Source organism: Chryseobacterium sp. FR048 (assembly GCF_056844665.1).
The window spans coordinates 254,633-276,326 of record NZ_JBXDSE010000008.1; the positions used below are offsets into that span (position 1 = coordinate 254,633).

Here is a 21,694-nt window from a genome sequence, read left to right on the forward strand (position 1 = left end):
TCCAATCATTTTTATTTTAAAGTATTTAAACTGAATTAGCAATAGTATCCATCTTTGCCTCTGGGGCCAATAATAAGGAAGTGACTTACTCCTCTTAGTTTGCAAAGTCCTTCTGCACAGGCAGCTGCTCCACCGTTGATTTCTTTCAACTCTGTTTTGGAAAGTTTTCTTTTCTGAAGGTTTGATTTTTTCATATTTCCTTTATTTACAGGTTATAAACAGGGCTTAACAACAAAATCCATCCTGCATACCAGGAACTCCATACCTTTCGTCTCCGGTACGAGGGTCGGTACAGCTTATTACTCTTGGGCAGACAGGTCTGAATCCGCCACTGATCTCTTTCAGCTCATTTTTGCTGAGCCTTCTTTTAGGATTGCTTGACTTTTTCATGATTGCTTAAATTAAATGGGTTTATGCTTTAGTTTTTAATGCAATTGAATTAACAGCAGTATCCACCTTTCCCAACAGTACCGCGAATGGCATCGTCAATGGTTCCTCCCTTAGGAATGCAAAGGCCTGCGGGACAGATAAGGAGTGCTCCGCCATTTACGTCTTTCAATTCAGATTTTGTAAGTTTTGTTTTCTGGATGTTTGATTTTTTCATGATATTTTTATTTGATGATAAGCTAATTTACATTTTATTTCAAATAATAGTGAAGTAAATTATGGTAATTTTGAGATTTATTAACAAAGTTTAACAGTTTGATAATCATTGAGAAAGATTGCAATTGTTAATTTTGAATATGAAGAATTTAATACAACTATTAGCTGTATGTTTATGCTTTAGTTTTTTCAAGGCTCAGCAGACTGGTTTTTCTGTGGTGAAATATGAAGATCTGGAGCAACGCATTCAGCAAGAGAAAGATAAGCTTCTTGTAGTTAACTTCTGGTCGACAACCTGTGCCCCTTGTGTGAAAGAGCTCCCTCATTTCATGGAAGTGAATAATAAGTATGCGAACAATTCAAAGTTTAAAATGATTCTGGTTTCATTAGACCGGCTTGCAGATCAGGAAAGAGTCTCAAAATTTATCAAAAACAAAAATCTCACGGCTGAGGTGATTCTACTGGATGATATTAAAAGAATGAACACCTGGATTCCAAAGTTTGAAAAAGACTGGGATGGAAATATTCCGGTAACCCTGTTTTATAAAAACGGAACGAAATTCCATTTTAACGATGGAGAAATGAGTAAAGAAGACCTTGAAAAATCAATTAATGAAAATCTACAATAAATAATCTGTTATGAAAAATATGAAAATTGTAATGATGGCATTCATTGCTACCCTTGGACTGTTGAGTTTTACAAAACCAGACCATGATAATATCCTTCAGAAAGAAATTGTTTCTTCTAAAAAAGGCTATGAGGTAGGGGATGAAGCGACTGATTTTAAGCTTAAAAATATTGATGGCAAAATGGTTTCTCTGAGTGATTTTAAAAGCGCCAAAGGGTTCATCGTCATATTTACCTGTAATCATTGCCCGTACGCAAAGAAGTATGAAGACCGTATCATTGAGCTTGATAAAAAATATAAAGCGCAGGGGTATCCGGTGATCGCAATCAATCCTAATGATCCCAATGTACAACCAGAGGACGGTTACCAGCAGATGATCGAAAGAGCCAAACAGAAAGGATTTACATTCCCGTATCTGGTAGATGAAGGACAAAAGATTTACCCTCAGTATGGAGCTACCAAAACACCTCATGTTTTTGTACTGCAGAAAGAAAACGGCAAGAATATCGTAAAGTATATAGGAGCGATTGACAATAATTACGATAACCCGAATGACGTATCCGAATATTATGCTCAGGATGCTGTAAACGCTCTCATTAAAGGAGAGCCGGTGAAGATGACAAAAACAGTTGCCATTGGATGTACAGTCAAAGTAAAGAAATAAAAGGAAGGGGAAAGGCATTAAAATGACAATGATTCACTTTTTTTGCTTAAACTCTCTGTACAAAATATAGAAAATTGATTAGGTTTTACCATAAGAAAATTATTAGACAAAATAATAAAAAAACGGTATAAACACCGTCGTAGAAGTTAACATAATAAAATTTCTTCACCGTATGTGGATTTATTGTTTATATTTACCACACAATTATTAAATAATATTTTTATGAAAAATTTAAAAAAGCTAACTAGAAATGCATTAAGTAAAGTTGCTGGAGGAGAAGGATGTGTTAATATCTATCATGTAACAAGTTGTGGCGTAAGCGCTGTAACATGTCAAAGCGGCTGGTCTGGTCCAAGAATGATGGAATGGGCATATGCACTTGAAGCAGCTAACTGTTAATGATTTATTTATAAAGCATTTGTCGCACTTGCAGCAAATTCGCAGCAAGTGCGACTTTTATTATTTATAGAAGAGTGTATGAATATTTATAAAAAAAAATTACTATTTCTATTATTTTTCCTGTCTCTTTTATCTTATGCTCAAGACAATAAAAGAGATACACTGATTGCTGACTTTACCTATTTACTAAAAGCAAAACTGTATAAATCTACCCCTGATTATACCCACGAGGAATTTTTTTCTTTACAAGTTTTAAATGACCGTGCATTTTTTATCAGTGAGAAGGCCTTAAAGTTTGATTCTATATTTCAAAGCGAGTTTCAAAAAGCGACTATAGGAGGCAGTACAACAATGGTTGATTTTAGAGGAAAATCTTTTCCAAAAACAAAATTTCCCTATACAATTATCCAGTCCAATCAGAATACTCAATATTTTGAAAGAGTGGGGATGACATTACTCACCTATAAAGAACCCACAATAAACAACTGGAAACTTATTGATGAGTCAAAAACAATAAATACAATCAATTGTAAAAGAGCTGAAATCAATTATAAAGGAAGAAACTGGATTGCCTGGTATTCTACGGATATTCCTATTCCTTATGGTCCATATAAATTTAATGGACTGCCAGGATTGATTATTAAAATAACAGACGACAAAGGAGACTATGATTTTGAACTTGTAAAATCTGTGTCGAGGAATCATTTAAAAGGAAAAGTTTCCAGTGTTAGTACACTTAGATACGAAAATGCTAAAGAAACTACCACAGCCCGTTTACAGGAAATAAAAAAGAATTCCATTAATAACCTGGTTGGGACACTTGCCAGTATGGAAACCAGTATAGCACCGGAATCCAGAGAAACTGTGAGAAATATACAAAAACAGAAACAACAAAATCTGATAGATGAAAATTCTATAGAAATCAACTGAATTGATTCTTCATTATTTGAATTTCCCGGCAGCCTGTAAAGGCTGTTTTTTTATTGATATAGATAGAGAATGAATTAATATGTATAATTTTACACTTGGTAGATCTTATCATAAATGTACTGTATAATCGCATTTCGTGAACCGATCTCATATAAAAATGAGACAGATATGTGTGAAATACTGGTTTTTATATCTTAAATCCTATTTGAAATGAAATTACAATTCAGCCTGAAATACCTTCTTCTGACCCTTTTTATTTTTCTGACAGAAGTACTCATTGCGACTAAACTGAAAGATATTTTCTTTGTGAGAGCCTATCTGGGGGATGTCATTGTGGTAATGCTTCTTTATACCTTTGTCAAAAGTTTTGTCAAAATGAATGATCAGAAACTGATTGGCGGAATTTTGATTTTTTCCTGTCTTGTAGAACTGGCTCAGTATTTCAATATTGCAGAAAAACTAGGCTTCCGGGAGGGAAGCCTGATGTATATTGTGATCGGGAATTCATTCTCATGGATTGATATTCTCTGTTATGCCGCAGGTTGTCTGCTGCTCTATCTTTTTGTAAAACTGACAAAAAACGGAGAGATAACCCAGGCTTCAAATCTCTGATTGCTGTTGCCTATCTGCCAAAACTATCATACTTGTCTTCAGCATACTTGGTAAAGCGGTTCAGCAATGCTACATTCTCTTTTTCCATAGGAGTGAGCTCATTGTCTACATTGCCGGAAACAGGAATATACCAGTCTGTCTGTTCAAAGAAATTTCTGTAGGTCTCTTTTTTAAAGGAGTATCCGTGTCTTGCAAATACGGAGTTTTTGATGATTTCAAGATCCAGTTTTCTTAAATTTTTAAGATCTTTCTCCGTCAGTTTTTGTTTGGAGGCATTCAGTTTGAAAACCGCATCTGAAGCCACTCTGTTTTTGGACGTAGTATAGCTTTCCGTCTTACCGGTATCGGCATCCGTATATTTTTCGACAAAATCTTTAGGATTGGACCAGTCGACGAGATTAGAATCTTTATCCAGCATAAAATTCGGATTGTAGACAAACTCTTTCTTGGTTAGTTTAAGGGTCTTTAAAGGAGATTTTACCGCAGATTTATTGAAAGCATTCCATTTTCCGGTTAAGCTGTCACCATTCAGTTTTACTTCAAATCTGCCATCTGTTTTGTCATTTCCGGGTTCATCCAATACAAAAGATTTTGAAGCCTCATTGAAAATTCCTCTGATAGGGCGCTGGTTACCATTAACGATACTTTGCCCGTATACGCTGTCTTTGGTAATTCTGTTGATCTTTAAAGAAATTCTCTTGTAAACATTGGCATCGAACTCTGAACCATCAGACTCATCCGTAAACTTTTCCATTCCGGCAAAATCGCCTGTATAAATGCCATAATATTCTTTGTGAACCTCAGGAATTACCACAGAATCTTTTTTTGCGGTTAAAGAATCTTTCCCGGATTCATTGACCTTTCCGTCTTTTTTACAGCCTATTAAAGAAACTGTAAGCAAAGAAATAAGCGTGTAATTTACAATTTTCATATCTGTTTTTTTGTGATTAAATATTCAATTAAAAGCATATTGGGAATCCAGCCCAGCCATGCAATGATCTGATAAACATCCATAGGATTGGGATGAAATAAATATACGATAATAACTTTCCACATACGTAATGTGATGGCTGATAATGTAAAAGCAAAACTTCTCCACATCCATTGCTTGTGTTCTTTAAACTTTTTCTGCCTGGCAAGCTGATAAGCTCTGAAGGTTGAAACCCACCATACAATACCCAGAATAACGAATGAAATTTTTGAAAACAAACCTCCATTGGCAAAGATTCCCATATAAAACCCTGACGGGGCCGCGAAAATCAGAATCAGAATAATATAAAGCTTCCCTATATTCCGGTGAAAATTTTTCCATCCGAAATTCCTTCTGAGAATGGCCAGAAATCCAGAAAGAAGTACAAAAATGCTGGTATAAACATGGGTGTAAAAAAAGTAAAGGTATTCCGGTCTTTCCGTTACTTCTGTTTGCTTGATCATCAGAAAGCTGACATTGGGATTGATAGGAATATATTCCAGTGTGATTTTTAACATCAGCCAAAAGAAATACCCGAATCCTATGATGAAAAGGATTTTAAAGAAAACAGCGGTATTTCTTTTGGCGGAGAGCATTTTTTACTCAAAATTCATGATGAAAGGAAGATTGTACCAGCTTAGTACTGGATTTCCCTTGTATTCTTCCGGTTTCCACTTCTTATGCATAGAGGTAAGAACTCTTTCGATTTCTTTATTAAAGACCTCGTTATCTCCTGTTACAGAAACCTTTTCTATTTCGCCGGCAATATTCACTGCAAACCTTGCGTTGGCTTTTATCTTTCCTTTTGCCCCTTTTATTTTGCTAGTTTTTATTTTTCCTGCAGCTTCCTGCATAAATGCGCTTATTCCGCCAGGATATTCTGCCGGTTTACGAGCTTCCGGGACAAAACGATCTCTGGAATGATCGTGTGTAGGAGGTGTTTCTGTTTCCTTTGTCTGAGAGAAAACAAGCCCAAACCCGAGAGATAGCATCAATACTAATATTTTTTTCATAATGTGTGATATTTTAAATTTCCCAGCCTAATGGCATTCTAAATTTAAACTTAATGGGTTGTCCGTTTTTAGTAGCAGGAATCCATTTTGTTTTTAATTTCTTCATAACACGACTCACTTCCTCATTGAAAGCAGGGCTATTTCCTGTTGTAGAAACTGAGCTTATACTTCCGTCAGGATTTACATCAAAGGTAGTTACTGACCTGTAAGTTCCGGGAGTGTCCGAAAATTTAGACGTCTTAATTTCTTTCGCTATATAACTTCTGAGCGCAGATACTCCGCCAGGAAATTCTGCAGGAATATATAGAGTATCATTTACTTTTGCTTCGGATAATAATTGAGCCGGCTTCTGCTCTTCTTGTTGTAAGGTTTGAGAAAAGGTAAGCTGAGCTCCTAAGAATAAAATGAGTATCGATATTTTTTTCATGTTTATAGTTTACAGTAAAAATAATGATTTTATAAGGTATTGAGATCCTGTGCAATCAACCAGCCCTGACTCCAGCATGCCTGAAAATTGAATCCGCCTGTTACGGCATCTATATTTAAAACCTCTCCGGCAATATAAAAATTAGGCAGCAGTTTTGAAGCCATGTTTTTAAAGTTAATTTCCTTTAAATCAATACCTCCTGCCGTTACAAACTCTTCCTTAAATGTAGATTTTCCGGTCACCTGGAATTTCTTTTTACATAAATTTTCCAATATTTTCTGCATTTCCTTTCCTGAAATATTGGCCACCTGCTTGTTGAGGTCAACCTTTGAAATCTCTAATATTTTCTGCCAGAATCTGTTGGTAATATCAAAAATTTTAGACTGTCCGATGCTCTTTTTAGGATTATTTTGCTTGAAGTCCTGAAAAGTTTCTTCTGCATCCTCCATTGGGATAGAAACAAAATTCACCTCAATTTCAAAATTATATTTCAGCTGAGCCAGGCTGATCGCTTCCCATGCAGAAATCTTCAGGACAGCCGGTCCGGAAAGTCCCCAGTGGGTAATCAATAAAGGGCCGCTTTCTTCTGTTTTCAGCTTAGGAATTGAGATTCCTGCGTTTTCAAAGCTGGTTCCGGGAAGATCTTTCAGTAATTCATCTTTAATATTGAATGTAAAAAGAGACGGAACAAGAGGAACAATTTTGTGACCGAGACTTTCAACAATTTTTAAGGATTTTGGAGAACTTCCGGTTGTATAAACAATATAATCTGCTTCAAAATCTCCGGAATTGGTTCTTACAATATACTTTTCACCCTGTTTTTCAATCTCTTTTACCGTACATTTTGTGTTTACCGTTACATTTTTCTTCTGGGTTTCATTCAAAAAAGTATTGATGATGGTTTGCGAAGAATTACTTTCAGGAAAAGTTCTGTTGTCGTTTTCTATTTTCAAGGGAACGTTGCGCTGATCAAACCATTCCATGGTATCTCCCGGCTGGAATTTGGTGAAGACACTCAGTAATTCTTTATTCCCACGGGGATAGAACTGTACCAGCTCTCTAGGGTCAAAGCAGGCGTGAGTCACATTACAACGTCCGCCTCCGGAAATTTTAACTTTCTGAAGGACATCCGAGTTCTGTTCTAAAATCGTAATACTGTATTTTTTTTCGTCAAGGTTGGATGCGCAGAAAAAGCCTGCAGCACCGCCTCCGATTATGATGATCTGTTTCATGTATATGTAATCCTATGCTGAAGATTATTTTTTCAAAAGTACAATTTTTATAAACCATCTTATTTGAGTATTTTTGAAGATTATAATTTTAATTATATCAAAAACGATTTTCATATGATTTTCTACCATAAATTTGAAGTGCGATGGAGCGATCTTGATGCCAACAAGCACTTAGCCAATTCATCCTATGTACAATATTGTGCGCAAGCCAGAATGGCTTTTATGACCAAAGAGAAAATGGGGGTTACCCAATTGAGCAGATGGGGAATCGGTCCGGTGATCCTGCATGAGAGATATTCTTTCTTTAAGGAGATCTATGCTGATCAGACGGTGATTGTAAGTGTAGAGATAGACGGATGTTCTGATGACTCTTCCATCTACCGTTTCGTACACAAGTTCTATACTCCGGATGGGGTACACTGTGCAACTGCTGAGGCTACAGGGGTGTGGATCGATATGATGCTTAGAAAAATGACGACTCCACCGGATGACGTAGTGGAAGCGATGAATAAATATAAAAGCCCGGAAACGGTGGTATTATCCAAAGAAGACTTCAAAAAGCTTCCTTTCCACCCGCACAATATTGATCCGGCAGAATTTACAAAGTAATTCAACGTTTAAAGTTCAGGGTTGAATGCTATAAATTTTAAAGCCTTATTGCATTTTACAGTTGAACATTTACAAAAAAAGAAATTTTATGTTTGAAGATAAATCACAGGAGCTGACGCCCATTTCGAAACTAGGAGAATTTGGTCTTATCAAGCATCTGACTGAATATTTCCCTTTATCCAATGAATCTTCGGAACTTGGGGTAGGAGATGATGCGGCGGTTATTAATCCTGACAATAAAAAAGTAGTGCTTACGACAGACGTTCTGGCGGAAGGAGTACATTTTAATCTGGGCTATGTTCCATTAAAGCATTTAGGCTATAAAGCCGTGGTGGTAAACCTGAGTGATATTGCTGCGATGAATGCAACGCCGACACAGATTTTAGTTTCTCTGGCGGTTTCCAATCGTTTTCCTGTAGAAGCTCTGGAAGAAATCTATTCAGGAATTCAGGCAGCCTGCACAAGATATAAAGTAGACCTTATCGGCGGAGATACTACCAGTTCAAATTCAGGATTGGTGATGAGTATTACCGCTGTAGGAATTGAAAATGAAGAAAACATTGTCAAAAGAAGCGGAGCAAAGCCTAATGATCTTCTTGTAGTATCAGGAGATTTGGGAGGTGCCTATATGGGACTTCAGATCTTGGAAAGAGAGCATGCCGTTTATCTTGCGAATCCTGATATGCAGCCGGAAATGGAAGGGTATGACTACATCCTGGAAAGACAGTTGAAGCCTGAAGCAAGAACAGACGTTAAAAAGATTTTGGAAGAACTGGATATTAAACCAACTTCTATGATCGATATTTCTGACGGTCTGGCTTCCGAGATTCTTCACCTTTCCGATCAGTCAAAAGTAGGATTCAGACTGTATGAAGAAAAAGTACCGTTAGATAATCTGACGATCTCTACTGCAGATGAAATGAATTTAAATCCTGTAATGACTGCACTAAGCGGAGGAGAAGATTATGAACTGCTGTTCACGATTTCACCAAACGATTTTGATAAAATCAGAAACCATCCGGATTTTACCATTATAGGACATGCTGTAGAAAAAGAAGAAGGAAACTTTATGGTGGCCAGAGGGTCTAACCAGTTGGTAGCACTTACCGCTCAGGGATGGGATGCTTTTTTAAGCAAATAAAACCGAAAAATTATATTTAATTTTAAATATTGTAGAAAGCCGCAGCATCTTTTTTGCTGTGGTTTTTGTTTATGATCAACCTACTTTAAAATACACTGATGATTACACCAGAAAAAGAAATCCCGGTTCACCATCTTACTTCTGAAAAATTTCAGATGAGCACTCTGAGGGCGGCGGGTCCGGAGAATTTTCATGATGTGCACAGGCATAATTTTTTTGAAATTATCTGGTTCAGGGAGGTGTATGAAAGCAGTTATTTAGAGTTGGATTTTGAAAGCTACAAACTGGAAAACAATCAGATCTGCATCATTGCACCGGGGCAGGTTTTCAATATGAAAATAAACGGTGAGGATGGATATGCAATGGCTATAAGCCGGGAAATTTTCAATGAAGTCTGCGATATAGAACCGGTACTCACAGGAGGAATGCTTCCCTTTTATTTAAATCCCAAAAGTGAAAAAAACTGTAGTGCAATCATAGCACTGATGGAGGAGGAGTATAAAGGTGCATCCAGAACCGAGCTTCTAAAGGCTTATCTGAAAGCATTTTGTATCATCATCGGGGAACAGATTACCCCTCAGGAACCTTTACTGAATGACCGTCAGCGCATCCAGGAGCTGGTGGGACTTATTGAGAAACATTATATAATGCATAAAGAAACAGGTTTCTACGCTGAAAAACTGAAGATAAGCACGCATCATCTTAATGATATTGTACGTCTTTTGAGGGGGACAACCGTAAAAAAAATGATTTCCCAGCGTCTTATCCTCGAAGCCAAAAGAGAGCTCAGTTTTGGAGCTCTTACCATAAAAGAAATTGCTTTCAAGCTCGGTTTTAACGATACTTCATATTTTTCAAGGTTTTTCAAGAAACATACCGGTCAGAATCCCGACTATTTTAAGAATAATGAAAAAAGATAATCTTCAATATTTACAATGTTTGTGGGTTTAAATAAGCTTTTTTCATTTATTTTCATGTTTTAATCTTCACTTTGTCCTATACTTCCTTCAGTTCTTTTATTGTAATCTTTTGCTTTTTAAGGCAATTTTGCACACTGAAAATAAACGCCTGTGAAGGCTTGAAATTTATGAAGAAGTTAAATATTATAGTGTTTATTTTAGCACTGCTCAACACGTTAGAATCCTTAAGTATAGACCTTTATCTCCCTGCTTTCCCAAGCATGGCAGAAATTTTTAATACAGATATTGGGCATATCCAAATATCAATTTCGGTATTCTTTGCCGGATTTGCTTTCGGGCAATTGTTATGGGGACCTTTATCTGATAAGAAAGGACGTAAGCCGATGCTGTATTGTGGGTTGCTGCTTTTCATTATCGGAGCTACGGCCATTTATTTTACCTCAGATATTTATGTTTTATGGGCCATGCGATTTTTACAGGCGTTCGGAGGAAGTGCGGGAATTGTGATCGGAAGAGCCATTATTATCGACCTTTATGACAAACAAAAGTCTGTTACTATTTTCTCCCAACAATCCCAGATCAGCGGTATTGCGCCTATTGTTGCACCCCTGATTGGAAGCGTGTTTCTCAAGTACTGGGGCTGGAACAGTTCATTTGCTTTCTTATGCATTATGGGACTTATTACCTTCTTTATGGTTTACAAATATGTTCCGGAAACCAATGCAAGAATCAGTCTTCCTGATCATGAACTTCAGGATGAAAAAGGGTTGAAAGATCAGCTTAAAATGATCATTTCCAATAGAGATTTCATCAACAGTACAATGGTAGGAAGTATCGCTTTTGCTTCCCTTATCATTTATATTTCCAATGCGCCGTTCTTATTTATGGAACTTCACGGGTTTTCCAGCGGGACCTTCAGTTTTATCTTTGCATTCAATTCACTGGCCTTGATTACTGCGGCTTATATTACTCCGAAACTGATCAAAAGAATAAGCAATTCCAGTCTTCTATTCATTGCCACGATTGTATTATTGGTGGTGTGTACCCTTCATATTCTGATTGCTGCAGAGAACCTTTCTGTAGCCCTTGAAATTGCGATGCTGTATCTGTCGTTGCTGGCTATCGGTATATTGTTTCCCATTACTTCAGCGCATGCTTTATCCCCTTTTAAAGAAGGGCGTGGTACCGCTGCAGCATTGCTTGGATTTATGCAGCTGATGGTGACCTTTTTGATGTCCGGGCTTATTGGTCTATTGGAAGCTGATTCTATCATCCCGATGGTGGTGACACGTGCCGGAATGGCATTAATCGCTGTATGGTTCGGATACCAGATTTTTAAAGCTCAAAAAATATCCTTTAAAGAATCTGTGGTTTCTTAGGCCGGCTATTTATTATCCTTTCATTTGATCCTGTTGTCATACAATCCCGGCACTTAATCAAGTAATTTTTGAAAAAAATACCCAAAGGGTTCTCTTTGCATAAAATTTAAAATATGAAAAAGAACCTTTTGACGGCTTTTTGCTGTCTGCTGCCTTTAGGGTACTGGGTGAACGCACAGACAGGAATCTCTGCAGAACTTAAAACAGAGTATATTCCTTCTTCCAATTACATTCGCCCGGAAGATAGTGTAAAAACCGATTCTAAAAGTGATTTTAAAAGAGCAAGCCTGAATCTGAGCATTCCGTTATCTGTAAAAAAAGACAGTGGGGGCAGGGTAAGAGCATGGTCTATGCTGCTCAGCGGATCTTATGCGAAAATGTCACACAAAAATTATGAAACCCAGCTATTTCCGGATCAGATGCTGAATGCCCAGGTTGGATTACAACACATAAGGCCCTTAGGAAAAAAATGGAGTATGATGATGATGGGATCTGTGGGGCTGTATACCGATATGGAGCACATCAACTTTGATGATGTGTTGGGACAAGGGGGAATCCTGTTTATCAGACATTTTAATCCCAATGTTGCTTTAGGAGTAGGGCCTGTCCTTACCACAGCATTTGGGCCACCAATGGTAATGCCGTGGATTTATTTCGACTGGAAAACGAATGGAAGAGTCAAGTTTAAACTCAATTTTCCGGAAGGAGCAGAAGCAGGATATGAATTCTCAGACGTTATTACTCTAAAAGCAGTCGTGAATCTCAGCGGAATGTTGGTAGAAAGAAATAAGGACGGAAAATCCACGATGTTTGGTTATCAGCAGATCACGGCAGGTCTCAGACCGGAGTTCAGAATCAATGATAAACTCAGCTTAGGAGTGACGGGAGGATCTACGCTGGTACGAAGTTTCAGTGAAAGTGAACGAAAAATCAAAAGTATTTTCAAAGAGAAAAAGATGGCAGATCCAAGGTTTGCCAGTACATTCTATGTTGCTGTGGCATTGCGCTGGAATTTACCTTAAACAATGAGAGGAAAGAAGCTGGAGTATCTCTGATATGTTTTTAACGTTAGGAGTTTTCCCCACCCATATGACTCCGGCTTCCCTCTTTTATTTACTGATCAGCTTCTTGTATACCACCTGATTGAGCAGTTCTTCTTTTCGGGTACGGGATATAGGAAGCTCTATCTTGTTGATAAACAGTCGTCCACCTGAGATCATGTCAATATGGGTAATGTTGATCAGAAAGGATTTATGAATTCTGAAAAAATGTTCTGAAGGCAACGATTCTTCGATGGCCTTCATGGTCTGATGAATGACCAGAGCCTTATCCTTAAAATGCAGCTTGGTATAGTTCTGCATACTTTCAATATATAAAATATCTACCCAGGAAACCTTGATAAAGGAGTCAGACTGCCTTACATACAAAAACGGATCATCCAGAGGGGTGTTCTTCCTTAGTTTCTCATTGATGATAAATTGTTGCTGCGCCTTATTCACCGCCTGATAAAAACGGTTAAAAGCAATAGGTTTCAAAAGGTAATCCACTACCTGAAGCCGGAATCCTTCCAGGGCATATTCTGAATAAGCCGTTGTGAAAATACACAATGGCGGATTTTCAAGCTGTTCCAGAAAATCAATGCCGGTCAGATAAGGCATATTAATATCCAGAAAAAGGAGATCTATTTCAGTTTCCTTTACTTTGGCATCTGCTTCCAATGCTGTGGCGCAGGTTCCTTCTACGGATAAAAAATCGATCTGATCAGCCAGTTCTTTCAGGTGGAATCTTGCCAAAGGTTCATCATCTATGATCAGGCATTTCATTTTAGGAAGAGTACTGCTCATTTTTTTCAGAGAGTTTTAAGGTTAAACTTACTTTGTAGATCAGGTTATCAGATTCAATTTTCAGGTCATAAGCTCCCGGATATTGTAATTTAAGACGTTTTTTTACATTTTGAAGACCAATTCCGCTGTCTTTCTTTTTATGAACGGCCATTTCTGAATATGAATTTTCAACATAAAAGGAGAGGTTATTGTTTTCCTCTTTGCAGAAAATCTTGACATATCCGGTTTGCCCGGGAAGCCTGCAGACATATTTGAAGGCATTTTCAATAAAAGGAACCAGTAATAGTGGGACGATAAGAATATTTTTATTGGTGATTTCAAGAGTAGATTTTACATCCAGTTCATTTCCCCATCTTAGTTTTTCTACCTCAATAAGGTTTTGAAGATATTCTATTTCTTTGTCCAGAGGGACCATATTTTGATTGCAGTGATACAGTTGATACCGCAGAATATCCGAAAACTTCATCAGCAAATAATCTGCGAGCTGTGTATCATGTTTCATCAGAATATGGATGTGGTTCAGAATATTAAATATAACATGTGGATTGATCTGATCCTGAAGCAATTTGAGCTGGTTTTCCAGATGAGCCTGCTGAAGTAGGATATGATCCCGTTCTATTCTTCCGTGTTCTTTGTAGAACTTGATGCCGCAGGCCGTACCATTGATCAGAAATGAGGCTGGTAAAGACATATAAAAACCCCGCCATAAAAATGGAAGATGATCCCTGAAATCGGGTGGAAGCTGGTTTTTGGGGCCTGCTTCAAAATAAGTGAAGATGATGGAGAAAATGATACTCAAAATAAAAATAACCATGATCGCCTGAATCAGAAACTGCTTCATCTTTTTGGCCTGTAAAGCCTTTGGAAGAAGTCTACTGGTCAGAAAATGAGTAAATGTAAAGGAGCTGACAGCGACAATGACTGCCTGTATCATTGCTAAATATTTCTCTGTATCCGTCTGGAAGTTGCACCACAATACAATGGTAAGAACAAGCCAGAAAATAAAAGAGAAAATATATTCTTTTAAAACAAAAGGTTTTGTCATAGTGATCCGAAGAGAGTTTATAAAAAATTAGAAACTGCAGGGTCACAGTTTCTAATCAGTCAAAGATAATTTAAGTTTTTTAGAACAGGAAATAACCGATTCCAAGACTAAAGCTGTGGGGTTTGGATTTAAATTCCTTACTGATATTGGATAAACCATGTTCATATCTGAGATCTACCGTAAAGTTTTTATAGTCTATTCCTATCCCGCCCGTAATTCCGATGTTGGATTTGTCAAACTTATTAAAGCCTTCCTTGATGGATTCGGAGGTTGATAGTTTATTGTTAAATGCATAGCTGTAAACACCGCCGGCGAATGCCCTTAGATTGAAATCATCAGTTTTAACGATTTTATATCCTATCACTACAGGAATATCAATGGCATTCCATGTAAGTTTGGCGGAACCACCAGATTTTTCTTCGTAAGATGCTTTTCTTTTGTTGAGCAATGCTTCTCCTTGTACATACAGGCTTCCAATATCTACTCTTGTCATCACACCTGCCTGATAGCCGAAACCGTATTTCCCTTCCAAGGAAGAGGATTCCGTTGAGGTTTTTGTAAAATTTGCACCTCCTTTGATTCCAAAGTGAACAGCCGGTTTTTGTTGTGCCTGGGTTTCTACAGAGCAGGTAATGCATAATAGCAAAGCGCTGAATGCTAAAAATTGTTGTTTCATAATTTAATTATTGTTAGAAATTTGATGCAAAACAACAAATCAGAGAGCAGCACAGAAACTTTATTTGATGAATGGCAGAGATGCTTTGACAAGAGTCTGATTTTGGATGAAAATAAAAATCGGAAGCGATACTGGCTTCCGATAGATTGTTGTTTGATTCTAATAAGGCTGTTCTGTACAGTCGTTTGGTGGCTGACATCCTCCGCTACCTCCACCACCTGGGTTTCCGCCTCCGCTGCCGACACATCTTCCGGGATTTCCATCATCATCCAGCTGACAGGCTTTTCCGAAGGTGCATTCACAGTCTGTCCAGCAGCTGGCAGAATCTCCGTTCATGTGACAGGTATCGATCATTCCACTTCCGATAATGGCAGATAGATCTTTTCTCAAAAGTTTTTTCATTTTTTTCATAATAGAATTTGATGTTTAAAAGTTAATAGCCTTGTTGATAGGTATTAGTAAATATAACAAAAAAATGAATCGGTTTTGTATTTAAGTATCCGAAAATGAATTAGATATGAGGGTGTTGAGAATGCAGGCAAAACAAACAGGAAAAATAAAACCCGCTAAGAAAAGCGGGTTTATATATTTATTTTTTGAAGGTAAGCATCAAAGGAACAGATACCGTAGAAGATACCGGTTTCCCTTTGTCTTCTGCAGGTTTCCACTTGCCTTTATCTTTGATCCGATAAAAAGCAGCTTCAATGAATGCATTGACATCTTCATTATTCCCTTTTACCTGAGCATCAAGGGCATTTCCTTTAGAATCTACCACAAAGGTCATGGTAGCTTTATAAGAGTCTGATGAAAAGTTTAAAAAATCAAGATCAACAGCCTCGTATAAAAATTTCTGAAAAGAGGCTTTTCCCTGATCATACTCAGCTTCTTTAGTCACCTTTGATTTCGTAGGCGGATCCAAAGCGATCATTTTTTGTCCTTCAGCAGAAGCTTTATCCAAAGCATCTTTGTAGGCAGCTATTTTATCTTCCGTCAGAAGCCATTCTTTCTTGGTTCTTAGATCATTAGGCTTCGGATATTTGTTGTACAGAGCCTTTTTCTTTCTTTCATACCGGGAATCTGCTCTCTGAAATTCAGAGATCTGGGCACTCCCGAAAACAAATGTGAAAATACATGCTAATGCCAGGAGTTTTTTCATAATTAAGCTTTTACAATGTTAATGATTACTTCAGTTGCTTTTTCCATACTTTCCAAAGCTACATATTCGTAAGGTCCGTGGAAGTTGATTCCTCCAGCGAAGATATTCGGGCATGGAAGTCCCATATAAGAAAGCTGTGCACCATCCGTACCTCCTCTGATCGCTTTGATCTTTGGCTCGATACCTGCTTCAGTCATTGCCTTTGCTGCAAGATCTACGATGTGCATTTTGCCTTCAAACTGCTGTTTCATGTTTCTGTACTGCTCTTTAATTTCTACTTCAGCAGTTCCTTCGCCATGTTTTTGGTTGAATTCCGCAACTTTTTCTTCTAAGAATTTCTTTCTTGCTTCAAATTTATCAGCATCGTGATCACGGATGATGTATTGCAGTTTAGCTTCAGAAATATCAGCAGTAATGTCCATTAAGTGATAGAATCCATCAAAACCTTTAGTGGTTGCAGGGGTTTCATTTGCGGGTAACGTTTGAGCAAACTCAGCCGCTAATAAAGCCGCATTGATCATTTTACCATAAGCATACCCAGGGTGTACGCTCAGTCCGTGGATTTTCACTACGGCTCCGGCAGCGTTAAAGTTCTCATATTCAAGTTCTCCAACTTCTCCGCCATCCATCGTGTAAGCCCATTCTGCACCGAATTTAGCCACATCAAACTTGTGTGCACCTCTTCCAATCTCTTCATCAGGAGTAAATCCTACGGCGATTCTTCCGTGCTTGATTTCAGGGTGAGCGATAAGATATTCTGCAGCAGTTACAATCTCTGCACAACCTGCTTTATCATCAGCACCAAGAAGCGTAGTTCCGTCAGTAGTAATTACAGTCTGACCAATATATTTTTTTAAGCTTTCAAATCTTGAAGGCGATAAAGTGAATCCTGTAGTCTGGTTCAGCAGAAGGTCGTTTCCATCATAATTTTCCCAAACCTGAGGTTTTACATTTTCCCCGCTGAAATCAGGTGATGTATCGTAGTGTGAAATGAATCCTATCGTAGGCCTGTCATCATTTTCAAGGTTAGAAGGAACATAGCCCATAATATAACCGTGCTCATCAATTGAAACATCTTCTAAACCGATTGTTTTCAACTCTTCGGTAATATAATTGGCAATATTCCACTGGCGCTCTGTAGAAGGTGTAGACTCACTTTCTGCATCACTCGTTGAATATATTTTTACATAACTAAGAAAACGGTTCAGTAACTTTTCTTTCCACAATGGGCTGAATTCTATTGTACTCATTATTAGCATTAAATTTCAACAAATATACGACGTAATTTGTATATAGCGGGTGGAAACCGCTTGGTAAATCATGACTTATATGTCATATAACATACTATTGAAAAGATAAGCTAAAAAGTGGAGAATAGATTTTCGTCATTCAACAGACTTTAGTATTCAACAGTATTCATTTTAGTATATAGGATCTTCTTGTTCAATGCTTATGATTTTATTAGTTTCTGCATCAATACTGATCATCCAGGTAGTGCGGGTGGCTCCGGGGTTTTCAGGAAAGATCAAAAAATACACAGGAGCATTATTTTCATTGTAGATTTTATTAATTCTCATCTTTCTATAAAAATCATTTTTAGTTTCTAGTGCAGTCTTTAATTTCTCCTTAATCAACTGTACTTTTTCTTTTGCAGACTTTTCAATTTCACTCACGGATAACTTCATTTGACTGTTATCAGGATTTTCTTTTTGTTTCTTGATCATATAATCTAATGCGGTAGTATAAAAATTACCCGGGAGTTGTTTTAACATTTGTGCTTTACTTACCTTGAAATCTTTTTGATAGTTTTTTTCCAATACTAATTTGTCATTAACAAATTCCTGGTAAAGCGTGATGTCCTGTTTCTTGGGGTCGTATTTGTCTTGAATGAAATGATAGAGGAGTATTTTATCATTGTCAAAATCATAGCTTGCGTCTATTCCATCAGGAAAATTAATCACTCTATGTACTTTGTTATCTTTCTTTATCAAGGTTACCTCCTCAATTAGATTTCCTCTGATTGTAGTATAAATTTGCAGATTCTGTCCTTCATCTTTTATAAAAAACTCTTGATCTCCCTCTTTCAAAATAAATGTAGAGTTTGAATGTAAAGGATCAATCCACTCTCCATTTCTCTTTTGTTTCTCCTGTTCATAGGAGGCTTTATTAAAATAGACCCCATCTTCATTGATAAGGTTTTGCTTATCTTTTTCTACCAAAGAATAATACTTGTCTTTTAAATTCTGATATTTTTTGGAAATTGTTTCGGGGTCTAAATATTTTTTATCATTTCTATTCTGCTGGCTATTGCAGAGAATCGAAAACAATACTAACAAAATGCTTAATCCTTTCATGGTTTTGTTTTTAGTTTAAAATGGATAATGGATGATAACTTGTTGAATCAAATGCTTCATATTAGATTAGAAACCAGGAGCTAATACTTTATTTTTATTAATATTCGCATCAATATTAATCATGTTTGAAAAGTTTATATAGATCCTCCTGATATTTTTTCGAACTCAGAAAAAAGCTTTGAAAACTATAAAATTCATCTTTTTTTAACTCACGTAGGACTTTCCCCGTTTTATCATTAATTATAATTATTTTAGGTTCTACAGGCTCATCCTGAACTCCATTTAAATTGATTTGCCAGTAAGAATTTTTATTATCAAAATATCTTGCTATTGTTATGGAGGAATAACCATAGGAATCTGCAATCTGAGCGATTTCATAGTAGGTCATTTTAAAATGTTTTTCATGATCAATATGCTGTAATAAGTTTCCGGCTTCATCATATACATACCAATTTCCAGCATTGAAGTACCCATTGGGAGTATTAATGGTTTGCTTTATTATATGAATCTTGCTATCGGGATAAAAATAAACGAAGGTTTGTGCGTATTGTTCAAATTTTTGTCCACTTCTTCTTATTGAATTAAGTTCGGGGGTATTATCTTCTGTTATTTTACCTAATAATGTTATTTTACCATCCTTATAACTCCCTATAAATCCATTTTTTTCAAAAGTCAGTTCTTTTGAATCATTTTTACTTTTAAGATTTTCTTGAATAAAATCACTTAATCCTAATATTTCTATGTCATTTTTTGTGATGTTGGGTATTTCCATTGTATGATGTTTTTTAGACATTTTGTTGGCGGATTGTCTTTTTTGTGCGGGACAGTTAATAAATGCCAGGAAAGACATTAATATGATGATTAAGTTTTTCATAAATGATCGGATAACAGCGTTTTTGAAAAAAATGGAAGCTTAAATACCTAAGTCTTTGATGAGGTATTTAATTTGTATTTATTCTAGTCAATTGGAATTACCTGTTCAATGCTTATTATTTTATTGGTTTTTCCATCTATATTTATTATCCAGTAAACACTAGTGATTGTAGGGTCTTCAGGAATGTTCAAATGATATATAGGAGCATTATTTTCACTGTACATTTTATAAATGCGAATCTCTCTATAAAACTCATTTTTATTTTCTAATGCGGTTTTTAACCTATTTTTAATAGGCTGTATACGTTCTTTCATTTCTTTTTCGATTTCATTGGTTGACACCTCCATTTTCCTTTGTCCAAGCCATATTTTGCGTTTTTTTACTAAATGATCTATTGCACTATAATAAAAATTACTCGGCAGTTCTTTTAGCATTTGCTCTTTACTGATTTTGAAATCTTTTTTATAATTTTTTTCCTGAATCAATTGGTTGTTCACAAATTCCTGGTAAAGCATGAGATCCCCTTTATAAGAGTCATATTTGTCTTCAATAAAATGAGTGATATAGGTTTTACCATTGTCATAATCATATTTTGCACCTATACCTTCTACAAAATTATTTACAATAGCCACTTTGTTTTCTTTCTTTATAAAGGTTGCCTGCTCAACCAAATTTCCTCTGATTGTAGTATAAATTTGTAAATTCTGTCCTTCATCTTTTATAAAAAATTCTTGATTTCCCTCTTTCAAAATAAATGTAGATTTTGAATGTAAAGGATGAATCCACTCTCCATTTTTCTTTTGCTTCTCCTGTTCATAGGAGGCTTTATTAAAATAGACTCCATATTCATTGATAAGGTTTTGCTTGTTTTTTTCTACCAAAGAATAATACTTGTCTTTTAAATTCTGATATTTTTTGGAAATTGTTTCGGGGTCTAAATATTTTTTATCATTTCTATTCTGCTGGCTATTGCAGAAAATAGAAACTAATAGTAGCAAGAGGCTTACAGTTTTCATGGTTTTTTTAGTTTAAATAGGGTAATGAATGAAGAATGTATTTAACCTTCTGCATTACCGGTCATATTTATTAGTTTGGGAGCTTCAATCAAATATATAAAAATACTTGTCAAGCGGGTTAAATCTGTTTTCTAATAGTTTATCGGCAATGGAATATCAGTTATTGAAATTATAAATCAGATATAAATCTTTGAAAATCAAAAAAATGATAGATTTGTATGTACAGTATACTAAATAGTTTAGTTTTATTATATTTGAGAAAATCAAAAAGTAAAAATGTTTCTTACCGAATGTCCTAGAGATGCAATGCAGGGATGGGGAGAGTTTATCCCTACTGATAAAAAGATAGATTATATCAACTCCTTAATGGATGTTGGTTTTGATGTGTTGGATTGTCTGAGCTTTGTTTCTCCAAAAGCAATTCCCCAAATGGCCGACTCTGATGAGGTGGCTGAAAATATTGATAAATCCCGTTCCAGGACTAAAGTTTCTGCGATTATCGGAAACTACAGAGGTGCTGAAAAAGCATTAAAACATCAGTCTGTGGATATTCTGGGATTTCCATTCTCTATTTCTGAAACATTTCAGCATAGAAATACCAATAAGAGCCAGGAAGAAGCTTTTGAAGAAATCATCAGAATGCTTGAGCTGGTAAAAAGCGAAGGAAAGCAGCTGAATATTTATTTTTCAATGGCTTTTGGAAACCCGTATGGCGAAATGTGGAAGTGGGAAGATGTAGACCAATGGGCACAAAGATTCTCAGACATCGGAGTTAAAGATATTCTTCTTTCTGATACCACTGGGGTAGCAACACCTGAAACAATCGCACTTTTGTTTGAAAAAATTCCGGCTAAATATCCGGAAATCAACTTCGGTGGGCATTTCCACAACCGTTACGAAGATTCTTATTCCAAACTGAAAGCTGCGTATGACCAAGGTTGCCGCAGATTCGACAGTGCCATCAAAGGTATCGGAGGATGCCCTATGGCTAAGGATGATCTGGTAGGAAATATGCCTACAGAGCAGGTGATCAACTTTATGAGTGTTGAAAAAGCAGAGCATAAACTGAACCTTTTAAACTTTGAAAGTTCTTACAATAAGGCGAAGGATATTTTTCATTTTTAAAATGAATTAACCCATCGCAGGCTTTAGAGAGTAGACCGATTCTCTTCCTGCGAAGAATAAATACATCAATAGGAGC

28 protein-coding genes are annotated in these 21,694 nt (G+C 36.5%); 11 read left to right on the forward strand and 17 right to left on the reverse strand.

Features of this window, described 5'->3' with window-relative positions:
* Positions 1 to 35 precede the first annotated feature (35 nt).
* The 3 genes from AC106K_RS21710 to AC106K_RS21720 are packed head-to-tail and all read right to left on the reverse strand — an operon-like array spanning position 36 to position 604.
* Positions 36 to 194: a hypothetical protein gene (locus AC106K_RS21710; protein ID WP_482447528.1), complete on the reverse strand. Its 159-nt coding sequence runs from the start codon at positions 192 to 194 to the stop codon at positions 36 to 38.
* A 31-nt stretch (positions 195 to 225) separates the two neighbouring features.
* Positions 226 to 390, reverse strand: a complete 165-nt coding sequence (locus tag AC106K_RS21715) for a bacteriocin (protein ID WP_482447529.1) — start codon at positions 388 to 390, stop codon at positions 226 to 228.
* A gap of 49 nt (positions 391 to 439) precedes the next feature.
* Positions 440 to 604 (reverse strand): hypothetical protein, encoded by a 165-nt coding sequence (locus AC106K_RS21720; protein ID WP_482447531.1) that lies wholly within the window; start codon positions 602 to 604, stop codon positions 440 to 442.
* A 139-nt stretch (positions 605 to 743) separates the two neighbouring features.
* Here AC106K_RS21720 and AC106K_RS21725 point away from each other — a divergent pair, with 139 nt between their 5' ends.
* From AC106K_RS21725 to AC106K_RS21745, 5 genes are all read left to right on the forward strand, one after another.
* Positions 744 to 1,232: a TlpA family protein disulfide reductase gene (locus tag AC106K_RS21725; RefSeq protein ID WP_482447532.1), complete on the forward strand. Its 489-nt coding sequence runs from the start codon at positions 744 to 746 to the stop codon at positions 1,230 to 1,232.
* Positions 1,233 to 1,242: 10 nt separating this feature from the next.
* Complete coding sequence (locus AC106K_RS21730; protein WP_482447533.1) at positions 1,243 to 1,896, forward strand: thioredoxin family protein; 654 nt, start codon at positions 1,243 to 1,245, stop codon at positions 1,894 to 1,896.
* Between the two features lie 222 nt (positions 1,897 to 2,118).
* The gene (locus tag AC106K_RS21735) at positions 2,119 to 2,295 is read left to right on the forward strand and encodes a bacteriocin-like protein (RefSeq protein ID WP_156172950.1); all 177 of its coding nucleotides are present in this window, start codon (positions 2,119 to 2,121) and stop codon (positions 2,293 to 2,295) included.
* A 78-nt stretch (positions 2,296 to 2,373) separates the two neighbouring features.
* The gene (locus AC106K_RS21740) at positions 2,374 to 3,225 is read left to right on the forward strand and encodes a GLPGLI family protein (protein WP_482447534.1); all 852 of its coding nucleotides are present in this window, start codon (positions 2,374 to 2,376) and stop codon (positions 3,223 to 3,225) included.
* Between the two features lie 210 nt (positions 3,226 to 3,435).
* A complete protein-coding gene (locus AC106K_RS21745) occupies positions 3,436 to 3,837 on the forward strand; it encodes a ribosomal maturation YjgA family protein (RefSeq protein ID WP_482447535.1) in 402 nt (133 codons plus the stop codon).
* Between the two features lie 10 nt (positions 3,838 to 3,847).
* On the opposite strand, the gene AC106K_RS21750 is transcribed toward AC106K_RS21745, so the two are convergent.
* From AC106K_RS21750 to AC106K_RS21770, 5 genes are read right to left on the reverse strand one after another with little or no spacing between them, the layout of a single operon-like run.
* On the reverse strand, positions 3,848 to 4,768 hold the full coding sequence (locus tag AC106K_RS21750) for a YARHG domain-containing protein (protein WP_482447536.1): 921 nt from the start codon (positions 4,766 to 4,768) through the stop codon (positions 3,848 to 3,850).
* Positions 4,765 to 5,403, reverse strand: coding sequence for a DUF2306 domain-containing protein (locus AC106K_RS21755; RefSeq protein WP_482447537.1), 639 nt, complete (start codon positions 5,401 to 5,403; stop codon positions 4,765 to 4,767). The genes AC106K_RS21750 and AC106K_RS21755 overlap by 4 nt, the downstream gene beginning before the upstream one ends.
* Before the next feature lie 3 nt (positions 5,404 to 5,406).
* Positions 5,407 to 5,820, reverse strand: coding sequence for a hypothetical protein (locus AC106K_RS21760; protein ID WP_482447538.1), 414 nt, complete (start codon positions 5,818 to 5,820; stop codon positions 5,407 to 5,409).
* A gap of 13 nt (positions 5,821 to 5,833) precedes the next feature.
* Positions 5,834 to 6,247 (reverse strand): energy transducer TonB, encoded by a 414-nt coding sequence (locus AC106K_RS21765; RefSeq protein ID WP_482447539.1) that lies wholly within the window; start codon positions 6,245 to 6,247, stop codon positions 5,834 to 5,836.
* Positions 6,248 to 6,276: 29 nt separating this feature from the next.
* Positions 6,277 to 7,479 carry a BaiN/RdsA family NAD(P)/FAD-dependent oxidoreductase gene (locus AC106K_RS21770; protein WP_482447540.1) on the reverse strand — a complete coding sequence of 401 codons (1,203 nt, stop codon included), beginning with the start codon at positions 7,477 to 7,479 and terminating at the stop codon, positions 6,277 to 6,279.
* A gap of 114 nt (positions 7,480 to 7,593) precedes the next feature.
* On the opposite strand from AC106K_RS21770, the gene AC106K_RS21775 reads away from it, so the two are divergent.
* The 5 genes from AC106K_RS21775 to AC106K_RS21795 all read left to right on the forward strand — a co-directional run bounded on the left by AC106K_RS21775 (position 7,594) and on the right by AC106K_RS21795 (position 12,550).
* Positions 7,594 to 8,088 (forward strand): acyl-CoA thioesterase, encoded by a 495-nt coding sequence (locus AC106K_RS21775; protein WP_047098130.1) that lies wholly within the window; start codon positions 7,594 to 7,596, stop codon positions 8,086 to 8,088.
* Positions 8,089 to 8,176: 88 nt separating this feature from the next.
* A complete protein-coding gene (gene thiL, locus AC106K_RS21780; RefSeq protein ID WP_482447541.1) occupies positions 8,177 to 9,229 on the forward strand; it encodes a thiamine-phosphate kinase in 1,053 nt (350 codons plus the stop codon).
* Positions 9,230 to 9,327: 98 nt separating this feature from the next.
* Positions 9,328 to 10,149, forward strand: a complete 822-nt coding sequence (locus tag AC106K_RS21785) for a helix-turn-helix domain-containing protein (protein WP_482447542.1) — start codon at positions 9,328 to 9,330, stop codon at positions 10,147 to 10,149.
* 167 nt (positions 10,150 to 10,316) lie between these two features.
* A complete protein-coding gene (locus AC106K_RS21790) occupies positions 10,317 to 11,528 on the forward strand; it encodes a multidrug effflux MFS transporter (RefSeq protein WP_482447543.1) in 1,212 nt (403 codons plus the stop codon).
* A gap of 113 nt (positions 11,529 to 11,641) precedes the next feature.
* Positions 11,642 to 12,550, forward strand: a complete 909-nt coding sequence (locus tag AC106K_RS21795) for a DUF6268 family outer membrane beta-barrel protein (protein WP_482447544.1) — start codon at positions 11,642 to 11,644, stop codon at positions 12,548 to 12,550.
* Between the two features lie 87 nt (positions 12,551 to 12,637).
* Here the strand turns inward: AC106K_RS21795 and AC106K_RS21800 are convergent, their stop codons facing one another.
* The 9 genes from AC106K_RS21800 to AC106K_RS21840 all read right to left on the reverse strand — a co-directional run bounded on the left by AC106K_RS21800 (position 12,638) and on the right by AC106K_RS21840 (position 20,493).
* The gene (locus AC106K_RS21800) at positions 12,638 to 13,372 is read right to left on the reverse strand and encodes a LytR/AlgR family response regulator transcription factor (protein WP_482447545.1); all 735 of its coding nucleotides are present in this window, start codon (positions 13,370 to 13,372) and stop codon (positions 12,638 to 12,640) included.
* Positions 13,353 to 14,417: a sensor histidine kinase gene (locus AC106K_RS21805; RefSeq protein WP_482447546.1), complete on the reverse strand. Its 1,065-nt coding sequence runs from the start codon at positions 14,415 to 14,417 to the stop codon at positions 13,353 to 13,355. The genes AC106K_RS21800 and AC106K_RS21805 overlap by 20 nt, the downstream gene beginning before the upstream one ends.
* A 79-nt stretch (positions 14,418 to 14,496) precedes the next feature.
* Entirely contained in the window at positions 14,497 to 15,093 is a 597-nt protein-coding gene (locus AC106K_RS21810; RefSeq protein WP_482447547.1) for a porin family protein, read from the reverse strand.
* Between the two features lie 159 nt (positions 15,094 to 15,252).
* Positions 15,253 to 15,495 carry a hypothetical protein gene (locus AC106K_RS21815; protein WP_156172948.1) on the reverse strand — a complete coding sequence of 81 codons (243 nt, stop codon included), beginning with the start codon at positions 15,493 to 15,495 and terminating at the stop codon, positions 15,253 to 15,255.
* Between the two features lie 187 nt (positions 15,496 to 15,682).
* Positions 15,683 to 16,249 (reverse strand): energy transducer TonB, encoded by a 567-nt coding sequence (locus AC106K_RS21820; protein ID WP_185290000.1) that lies wholly within the window; start codon positions 16,247 to 16,249, stop codon positions 15,683 to 15,685.
* A 2-nt stretch (positions 16,250 to 16,251) separates the two neighbouring features.
* Positions 16,252 to 17,499 carry a peptidase T gene (pepT, locus tag AC106K_RS21825; protein WP_482447548.1) on the reverse strand — a complete coding sequence of 416 codons (1,248 nt, stop codon included), beginning with the start codon at positions 17,497 to 17,499 and terminating at the stop codon, positions 16,252 to 16,254.
* A 171-nt stretch (positions 17,500 to 17,670) separates the two neighbouring features.
* The gene (locus AC106K_RS21830; RefSeq protein ID WP_482447549.1) at positions 17,671 to 18,603 is read right to left on the reverse strand and encodes a hypothetical protein; all 933 of its coding nucleotides are present in this window, start codon (positions 18,601 to 18,603) and stop codon (positions 17,671 to 17,673) included.
* A gap of 115 nt (positions 18,604 to 18,718) precedes the next feature.
* Entirely contained in the window at positions 18,719 to 19,375 is a 657-nt protein-coding gene (locus tag AC106K_RS21835; protein ID WP_482447551.1) for a hypothetical protein, read from the reverse strand.
* A gap of 185 nt (positions 19,376 to 19,560) precedes the next feature.
* Positions 19,561 to 20,493: a hypothetical protein gene (locus AC106K_RS21840; RefSeq protein ID WP_482447552.1), complete on the reverse strand. Its 933-nt coding sequence runs from the start codon at positions 20,491 to 20,493 to the stop codon at positions 19,561 to 19,563.
* A gap of 276 nt (positions 20,494 to 20,769) precedes the next feature.
* Between AC106K_RS21840 and AC106K_RS21845 the strand changes: the two genes are divergently transcribed.
* Positions 20,770 to 21,618: a hydroxymethylglutaryl-CoA lyase gene (locus tag AC106K_RS21845; protein ID WP_482447553.1), complete on the forward strand. Its 849-nt coding sequence runs from the start codon at positions 20,770 to 20,772 to the stop codon at positions 21,616 to 21,618.
* The last annotated feature ends 76 nt before the right edge of the window (positions 21,619 to 21,694 follow it).